This window comes from Rubrivivax gelatinosus, assembly GCF_016583785.1.
In the GTDB taxonomy this organism is placed as follows: domain Bacteria; phylum Pseudomonadota; class Gammaproteobacteria; order Burkholderiales; family Burkholderiaceae_C; genus Rubrivivax; species Rubrivivax gelatinosus_B.
This window is the reverse complement of the sequence record NZ_NRRU01000159.1, coordinates 1-7,444: the sequence shown is the minus strand read 5'-3', so window position 1 is coordinate 7,444 and position 7,444 is coordinate 1. Positions and strand designations below refer to the sequence as shown.

Sequence of the window (7,444 nt, the reverse complement as noted above, 5' to 3'; positions counted from 1 at the left end):
TGCTGCGCTGGCTGCCCGGCCGCGCCGCCGTCGGCCCGGGCGCGGTGCCGCCCGCGGCGCGGCCGGGCAGCCAGCGCAGCATCGCCGCGTACAGGCGCTCGGGGTCGACCGGCTTGGCGACGTGGTCGTCCATGCCCGCCGCCAGGCAGGCGCCGCGGTCCTCGTCGAAGGCGTTGGCCGTCATCGCCACGATAGCCAGCGCCGTGCGCCCCGAGGCCCGGATGCGCCGCGTCGCCTCCAGGCCGTCGAGAACCGGCATCTGCATGTCCATCAGCACGAGGTCGAATCGGCCGGCGAGCACCTTGTCCACCGCCTCGCGGCCGTCTTCGGCGGTCTCGACGACCAGCTCGACCGAGCGCAGCAGCTCGACCGCCACCTCGCGGTTCACCGGGTTGTCCTCGGCCAGCAGCACGCGGCGCCCGGCATGGCGCCGGCGCAGTTCGGACTCGGCGGCGCCGGCGTCCAGGCTGCGCGCCGCCGGCTCGGCTTCGGCCGCGGCTCGTGTGCCCAGCAGGCCCGCGAGTGCGTCGTGCAGGCTGGACGCGGTGACCGGTTTCAGCAGCACCGAGGCGAACCCGGCCGCCTTCGCCTGCTGCCACATCAGGTCCTCGTCGTGGGCCGTGACCAGCAGCGCCGGCGGCAGCTGCTGGCCGAGCCGCTCGCGCAGCAGGGCGAGCAGCTGCGCCCCGTCCGGCGGGCCCATGCGCCAGTCCAGCACCAGCAGGTCGTAGCCGCGGCCGGCATCGGCTTCGCGCCCGGCCTGCACCAGCGCCTGGCGCGGGTCGTCGAAGGCGTCGACCTGCAGGCCCAGCGTGCGCAGCGTCTCGCCCTGGACGCGCAGCGACTCCGCCAGGTCGTCGACCAGCAGCGCCCGGCGCCCGGACAGTGCCGGGCTCGCGGGCCGCGCCGGCTGCGCGCCGGCCGGCTGCAGGTGCGCCGTGAACCAGAAGGTGCTGCCGACGCCCGGCGTGCTGGCGACGCCGACCTCGCCGCCCATCAGGTGGGCCAGGTGGCGCGTCAGCGCCAGCCCCAGGCCGGTGCCGCCGAAACGCCGCGTCGTCGTGCTGTCGGCCTGTTCGAAGGCGGTGAACAGCTTGGGCAGCGCCTGGGCGTCTATGCCTTCGCCGGTGTCCTGCACGCGAAAGCGCAGCAGCAGCCCGTCGCCGTCGTGCTGCAGCGCCTCGATGTCCAGCCGCACCCAGCCCGCCGAGGTGAACTTCACCGCGTTCGTCAGCAGGTTCAGGATGGCCTGCGACAGGCGCGTCGGGTCGCCCCTCAGCCGGTCGGGCACGCGGCCGGTGTCGAGCACCAGCTCCAGGCGCTTCTCGCGTGCCCGGTGCCCGAGCATCTCGACGGCGCGCGCCACCAGTTCGTCGAGCGAGAACTCGGTGTCCTCCAGCTGCATCTTGCCGGCGTCGATGCGCGACAGGTCGAGGATGTCGTTGATGACGCGCAGCAGGTGTTTGGCGGCGACGTCGACCTTGGCCAGCCGCGAGCGCTGCAGCGGCTCGACGGCGTCGCGCGCCAGCAGATGGGTCAGGCCGATGATCGCGTTCATCGGCGTGCGGATCTCGTGGCTCATGTTGGCCAGGAAGGTGCTCTTGGCCCGGTTCGCCGCGGCTTCGGCGTCGCGTGCGCTCGCCAGTTCGGCGGTGCGTTCCAGCACCCGCTGCTCCAGGCCGGCCGCCAGCTCCTGCAGCGCGGCCCGGGCCTGCACGCGGTCGGTGATGTCGACGATGACGACGATGACGCAGGGGCCGTGGCCGGTCGCCACCGGTGGGTCGTAGGAAACGGCGAAGACCCGGTCGCCGTCCCAGCCCGGGCGGCGCGGAATCGTCAGGTCGTAGTCGACCGACTGGCCGGCGAAGGCCGAGTCGAGCCTGGGCCGGATCTGGGTGTCGAACACCGCCGGCAGCACCTCGGCGATGCGCCGGCCGGCGATGTCGGCCGAAGCCAGCCCGAGGATCTCGGCATAGGCCGTGTTCGCGAACACGTAGCGCCGCTGGCTGTCGACCATCACCATGCCGACGCGGGCGCGGCTGGTCAGCGTGCTCAGCAGGGCTTCGCGCTCGCGCAGCGCGTCCTCGGTGCGCCGGCGTTCGCTGATGTCGGCGACGATGCCGGCGACCTTCCGCGCCTGCCCGTCGGCGTCGAAGTAGAAGCGGCCCTTGGCCCAGAGCCAGTGCAGCGAGCCGTCGGGCCAGCGCACGCGGAACTCGATGTCGTGCACGCCGTCGCCCTGCTGCGCGTGGCGCAGGCTGTGCTCGACGCGCTCGCGGTCTTCTGGCTCGACGCGTTCGATGAAGGTGGCGAAACCCCAAGGCGCGTCGACAGCGGCATCGCCGAAACAGCGGGCGTGGTGCGGCGAGCGGCGCACGCTGCCGGTGGACAGGTCCAGGCTCCAGTCGCCGATCTCGGCGGCCTGCAGTGCAAAACCCAGACGCTGCTCGCTTTCGATGGCGCGCCGCTCGGCCTCCTGCTGCGGCCGCAGGTCGCGCACGATCAGCACGAACGCGGCGGACGACGCGTCGTCGACGAAGCGGAACGACGAGACCTCGGCGTCGAACGGGCCCGAGGGCGGGCGTCGCATGCGCAGCACGCCGCGTGCGCCGCCGTTCGCCTCGCGCTCGGCCAGCAGCGTGGGCCAGCGCGGGTCGGCCTCGTCGATCGGGCCGTGTTGCGCCGGCCCCGGCTGGCAGAGCGCGGCTTCGGGCGCGCCGAAGAGCGCGCAGGCGGCCGGATTCGCCGCGCACACCGCGCCGGTGAGGTCGGTCAGCAGCACCGCGTCGAGACAGGGGTCGAATAGCCGGTGGAACGCCACCAGCACGTCGTCGTCCCCCTGAGGCCCGTCGGGCATCAGCGCCAGCTTCGCGAGCTTGTCCACGGCGCTCCGTTTCCCTCTCGATCGTGAACACTCAGCCATGCCCAAGCGGTCGGCTGCCTTGAACCGCATGGACTATCGGCCGCTGGAGCCCCCTGACAAGGGATGAAACCCAGGCGTCGACGCCGGCAGCCCGCACGAGCCCATGCTGCCAGCCGGGTCGAGTGCTGGCGGCGGGCGCCCGCGCACGGCCGGCGTGGCAAACGGCGGCCCCGGGCGCCGACGGCCTCAGAAGGCCTCCTGCGCCGCCTCGGCCGCGAGCCGCTCGCTGGGCGCGCGGCCGAAGTGCAGGAACAGCACCGGCGTCAGCAGCGTGTCCAGCAGCGTCGAGCTGATCAGCCCGCCGAAGATGACGACGGCCACCGGGTGCAGGATCTCCTTGCCCGGGGCCTCGCCCGACAGCAGCAGCGGCGTCAGCGCGAACGCCGCCACCAGCGCCGTCATCAGCACCGGCGTCAGCCGCTCGAGCGAGCCGCGCACGACCATCGCCTCGCCGAACGCTTCGCCTTCCAGCCGCATCAGGTTCAGGTAGTGGCTGATCTTCAGGATGCCGTTGCGCGAGGCGATGCCGGCCAGCGTGATGAAGCCGATCATCGACGCCACCGACAGCGCCACCCCCGCCAGCCACATCGCGAGCACGCTGCCGACCAGCGCCAGCGCGATGTTGGCCATGACGATGGCCGCCAGCACCGCCGAGCGGTAGCGCGAGTACAGCACCAGGAACACCAGCGCCAGCGACACCAGCGACAGCGCGGTGATGAGCTGGGTCGCCTCCTCCTGTGCCTGGAACTGCCCTTCGAGGCTGACCGAGACGCCGGCCGGCAGCGGCGTGGCGGCGATCGCGCCGCGGATGCCGGCGACGACGGCCGCCATGTCCGAGCCGTCGGTATTGGCGTAGACGACGATGCGGCGGCGGCCGTTCTCGCGGCCGATCTGGTTCGGGCCGTCGCTCTCCTCGATGTCCGCGATCGCCGCGAGCGGGATGCGTCCCGAGGGCGTGTCGATCGGCACCTGCGCCAGCGCCTGCGGGCTGCGCTGCGCGTCGGCCAGGCGCAGCACCAGGTCGTAGCGGCGCGGGCCGTCGACGATCTGTGCCGCCGTCGTGCCGTCGGTCAGCGTCTGCAGCAGCCGCAGCGCCTCGCCCGGCGCCAGCCCGGCCTGCGCCGTGCGCTGCGGGTCCAGGCGCACCGCGAGTTGCGGGATCAGCACCTGCTTCTCGACGCTCAGGTCGACCAGGCCGGGGATGCCGGCCAGGCGCTGGCGCAGCTGCTCGGCGACGCCGCGCAAGGCGTCGGTGTCGTCGCCGAAGACCTTGATCGCGATCTGCGCGCGCACGCCCGACAGCAGGTGGTCCAGCCGGTGCGAGATCGGCTGGCCGACGCTGACCTGCGCCGGCAGCACGGCCAGCACGCGGCGCATGTCGGCCATCACCGCCTCGCGCGCGCGGCCGCCGGGCTTCAGGTCGACCTCGATCTCCGACGCGTGCACGCCCTCGGCGTGTTCGTCGAGTTCGGCGCGTCCGGTGCGCCGGCCGACCTGCGCCACCTCGGGCACCGTCAGCAGCAGCGACTCGGCGAGCGTGCCCATGCGGCTGCTTTCCGGCAGCGAGGTGCCGGGCTCGAACACCAGGCCGACGACGGCCGAGCCTTCGTTGAACGCCGGCAGGAACGCCCGCGGGAACCAGGGCACGCTCGCCGCGGCGGCCAGCACCGCCAGGCCGGCGCCGGCCATCAGCCGCCGCGGCCGGCGCAGCGACCAGGCGAGCAGCCGCGTGTCGCCGCGCTTGAGCCAGGCCACCAGCGGGCTGTCGCCGCGATCGATGGCCTTCATGCGCGGCAGCAGCCACGAGGCCAGTGCCGGCGTCACCGTCATCGACACCCCCATCGACGCCAGCACCGAGACGATGTAGGCGATGCCCAGCGGCGTGAACAGCCGTCCCTCGATGCCCGGCAGCGCGAACAGCGGCACGAACACCAGCACGACGATCAGGGTCGCGTAGACGATGCCCGAGCGCACCTCGACGCTGGCCTGGCGCACGACCTCGAACACCGGCAGCGGCGCGGCCAGGGCGCGGTTGTGGCGCAGCCGGCGCAGGATGTTCTCGACATCGACGACGGCGTCGTCGACCAGTTCGCCGATCGCGATCGCCAGGCCGCCCAGCGTCATCACGTTGATCGACTGTCCGAGCGCCTGGAACACCAGCGCCGTGACCGCCAGCGACAGCGGGATCGCCAGCAGCGAGATCAGCGTCGTGCGCGCCGACAGCAGGAACGCGAACAGCACGATCGCCACCATCACCGCGCCGTCGCGCAGCGCCTGGGCGACGTTGCCGACCGAGGCCTCGATGAAGTCGGCCTGGCGGAACAGCACCTCGGGCGCGGCCAGGCCCGCGGGCCGCGCGCCGGCGACCTCGGCCAGCGCCGCTTCGACGGCACGTGTCACGCGCACGGTGTCGGCCCCGGGCTGCTTCTGGATGCTGAGGATCACGGCCGGCGCCGCGTCGTGGCCGGCGTCGCCGCGCTTGACGCCGGCGGCGAAGCCGACATGCGCCACCTGCTCGAGGCGGACCGCCCGGCCGTCGCGCCAGCCCACGGCCACGGCCTGCAGGTCCTCGGGCGCCGCGGTCTTTGCGAGGTGGCGGATCAGGACCTCGCGGCCGCCGATGTCGACGAAGCCGCCGCCGGCGTTGGCGGCGAAGCCCTGCAGCGCCGCCTGCAGCTGGCCGAGGGTCACGCCCTGCTGCGCCATGCGCGCGCCGTCGGGCTCGACACGCAGCTGGCGGACCTCGCCGCCGATCGGGATCACCTGGGCGACGCCGGGCACCGCCAGCAGCCGCGGGCGCAGCACGAAGTCGGCGTATTCGCGCGCCTGCATCGGGCTCACCGCGGCCCGCGCCGCCGCTTCCAGAGGCAACGCCAGCAGCATCACCTCGCCCATGATCGAGGACACCGGGCCCATCGCGGGCTCGACGCCGGCCGGCAGCTGCGTGCGCGCCAGCGCCAGGCGCTCGGCGACGAGCTGGCGGTTGCGGTAGACGTCGCTGCCCCAGTCGAACTCGGCGTAGACCACCGCGAGCCCGACGCCGGAAGCCGAGCGCACGCGGGTCACGCCGGGCATGCCGCTCAGCGCCGTCTCCAGCGGGTAGCTGATGCGCTGCTCGACCTCCTCCGGCGCCATGCCGCCGGCTTCGGCCATCACCGTGACCAGCGGCTTGTCCAGCGCCGGGAAGACGTCGACCGGCGTGCGCCACGCGCTCAGCGCGCCGGCGACGAGCAGCAGTGCGGCCAGGGCCAGTACGAGCAGCCGGTTGTTCAGGCTGCAACGGACGATCCAGTTGAACATGTCGTCTCCCGGTCTCAGCGGATCTGCGCGATCAGGTTCGCGCCCTGGACGACGACGCGGCTGCCCGCTGCCAGCCCGGTGACGACGACCCGTGCCGCGTCCAGCGGCTGCACGCGCACCGGCTGCACGACGAAACGCTCGGCGCTGGCCTTGAGCCAGACGACGGGCTCGTTGGCCGCGTTGCGCACCACCGCCTGCGCCGGCAGCACGATGCCCTTGACGGTGCCGGCGAGCGTCGCGACCACACGCACCGGCTGGCCCAGCGCCAGCGGCAGCGCCCCGGTGCCGCGCACGCTGGCACGAAAGCTCACCGGCAGCACGCCGTCGCGCAGCGAGCGTGCCGCGCCGAGCAGCTTCAGCTCGACCCCGGGCTGCCCCAGCAGCGCGCCGGCGACGATGCCGGCGGCCACGGCCGGGTCCGCGGTCGTGGCTTCGACCAGCAGCCGCGCCGGGTCGACGATCTCGAACAGCAGGTCGCGGGGCTCGACGACCTGCCCGGCGACGACGTCGGCGCGCGCGACGACGCCCGCCACCGGCGCCAGCAACGGCTCGCTGGCGCCCAGGCCCGCGGCCAGCTCCCGCTCGCGCTCGGCCAGTCCCTGCACCGCGGCGAGCGCGGCGTCGATCTCCTTGCGGGCGACGCTGCCTTCCAGCGACTGCAGGCGCTCGGCCTGGCGGCGCGCCAGCAGCAGCTCGCTGCGCAGCTCGGCCAGCTGCGCGCGCTGGCTGGCCAGCTCCAACGGGCTCGGGTTGAAGACCACGCGGGCCAGCAGTTCGCCCTGGCGCACCTTCTGCCCTGAGACCGGCAGCCCGCGTGGGCCGGGGCGCACGGTGCCGCCGATGGCGGTCTGCACCCGGCCGCCGCTGTTCGGGTCCATCACGACGCGGCCGGGCAGCTCGATGGCGCGCGCCGCGTCGCCGGCCTCGCCGACCAGCGTGCGGATGCCCAGCCGACGCTGCGCCGGCACCGGCAGCTGCACGCTGCCGTCGGGCAGGCGCGACACCGGCTCGACGACGGCGGCAGGCTCGCCTTGCGGCGCCTGGGCGGCGGGCCCGGCCTGCACGGCGCTGGCCAGCGCCAGCAGCGTCAGCGTGAAGCGGCGCTTCATGCCGCCACCCCGCGCGTGCGCTGCCGGCGCCAGAGCAGGCCGAGCGCGGCGACGGCCGCCAGCGCCAGCACGGCCACGCCCACGAGCCGGCCGGGAGCCGGCGGCGGTGCCA

The 7,444-nt window shown here is 74.2% G+C and carries 3 protein-coding genes; all 3 read right to left on the bottom strand.

The features are described from left to right. On the bottom strand, positions 1-2,884 hold a 2,884-nt coding region (locus tag CKO43_RS24280; protein WP_200380269.1), incomplete at its 3' end, for a response regulator. 225 nt (positions 2,885-3,109) lie between these two features. Then, positions 3,110-6,223: an efflux RND transporter permease subunit gene (locus CKO43_RS24275; RefSeq protein WP_200380268.1), complete on the bottom strand. Its 3,114-nt coding sequence runs from the start codon at positions 6,221-6,223 to the stop codon at positions 3,110-3,112. A 14-nt stretch (positions 6,224-6,237) separates the two neighbouring features. Beyond that, positions 6,238-7,332 carry an efflux RND transporter periplasmic adaptor subunit gene (locus CKO43_RS24270; protein WP_200380267.1) on the bottom strand — a complete coding sequence of 365 codons (1,095 nt, stop codon included), beginning with the start codon at positions 7,330-7,332 and terminating at the stop codon, positions 6,238-6,240. Between the last annotated feature and the right edge of the window lie 112 nt (positions 7,333-7,444).